At 62.5% G+C, this 1,584-nt stretch carries 1 protein-coding gene; it reads left to right on the top strand.

What is annotated here, in order from left to right:
* Nucleotides 1–63: 63 nt before the first annotated feature.
* Nucleotides 64–1,584 (top strand): fatty acid cis/trans isomerase (locus tag BKD70_RS23070; RefSeq protein ID WP_070415473.1); only part of this gene is annotated, 1,521 nt, incomplete at its 3' end.

The raw sequence follows: 1,584 nt of genomic DNA, 5'->3' as shown, positions 1-1,584 counted from the left end.
GTCATGGCCCGGTAGAATCACCGCCATTTCACAGACCGCACGCCTTGAATCGGGACCCGATACATGTCACTTCGTTTGATCGTCAGCGCCGTCCTGGCCTTGATAGCCAGTACTGCGCAGGCAGAGGGTCCCGCTTCGGCGATTTCCTATACCCGCGATATCCAACCGATCTTCACCGAGAAATGCGTGGCCTGCCACGCCTGCTACGACTCCGCCTGCCAGCTCAACCTCGGGAGCGCCGAGGGCGCCGCACGCGGGGCAAGCAAAATGCCGGTGTATGACGGCGAGCGCAGCCAGGCCACGCCAACTACGCGGTTGTTTTATGACGCATTCGGTAAGCAGGCGTGGCAGCAGAAGGGCTTCTATTCGGTGCTGGACGCCCAGGGCAGCCAGGCTGCGCTGATGGCGCGCATGCTGGAGCTGGGGCACAACGCGCCGCTGGCGCCCAATGCCAAGCTGCCCGACAACATTGTGCTGGGGCTCAACCGCGAAAATATGTGCGCAACGCCCGGCGAGTTCAATGCCTATGCCGGCGCTCACCCCAAGGAAGGCATGCCGCTGGCGGTCACCGGCCTGACCGATCAGCAGTACCAGACTTTGCAACGCTGGCTGGCCTCCGGCGCGCCGATTGACGAGCAGGGCCTGGCGCCGAGCGCCAGGGAAGCGTTGCAAGTGCAACAGTGGGAAAACCTGTTCAACCAGCCGGGCGCCCGGGAAAGCCTGGTGGCGCGCTGGCTGTTCGAGCATTTGTTCCTGGCGCATATCTATTTCGAGAACGGCGAGCCGGGGCATTATTTCCAGTGGGTGCGTTCGCGTACGCCCAGTGGCCAGCCGATTGACCTGATCGCCACCCGTCGCCCCAACGACGACCCCGGCACCCAGGTGTACTACCGCCTGTGGCCGGTGCAGGGCGTGGTCGTGCATAAAACCCACATCACTTACCCCTTCAGCGCGGCGAAGATGGCGCGGATCAAGGCATTGTTCTACGCCGCCGACTGGCAAGTCACGGCCTTGCCAGGCTACGGCCCCGGCAGCCGCGCCAACCCGTTCGCGACATTCGAAGCCATCCCGGCTAAAGCGCGTTACCAATTCATGCTCGATAACGCTGAGTACTTCGTGCGTACTTTCATTCGCGGGCCGGTGTGCCGTGGGCAGATCGCCACGGACGTGATCCGCGATAACTTCTGGACGCTGTTCCAGGACCCCGACCACGATCTGTACGTCACCGATGCGCGTTATCGCGGCCAGGCCACGCCGTTGCTGGCCATGCCCGGGCAGAATGACGATGTGGGCAGTGTGCTGAGCCTGTGGCTGGCCTATCGCGACAAGCGCAACCAGTACGAAGCCTTGCGCCGTGACAACTATGCAGACCTGCCGGCGCCGAGCTGGTCGACATTGTGGGCGGGCAATGACAATGCCTTGTTGAGCATTTTCCGCCATTTCGACAGCGCCTCGGTGACCAAGGGCCTGATTGGCGAGGTTCCGCAGACGATGTGGCTGTTCGACTACCCACTGCTGGAACGCACCTATTACCAGTTGGCGGTGAATTTCGATGTGTTTGGCAACGTCTCGCACCAGGCCCAG

The organism is Pseudomonas sp. BS-2016 (genome assembly GCF_001806145.1).
GTDB classification, from domain to species: Bacteria; Pseudomonadota; Gammaproteobacteria; order Pseudomonadales; family Pseudomonadaceae; genus Aquipseudomonas; species Aquipseudomonas lundensis.
The sequence above is the reverse complement of the archived record's forward strand: the minus strand, read 5'-3'. Positions and strand labels throughout refer to the sequence as shown.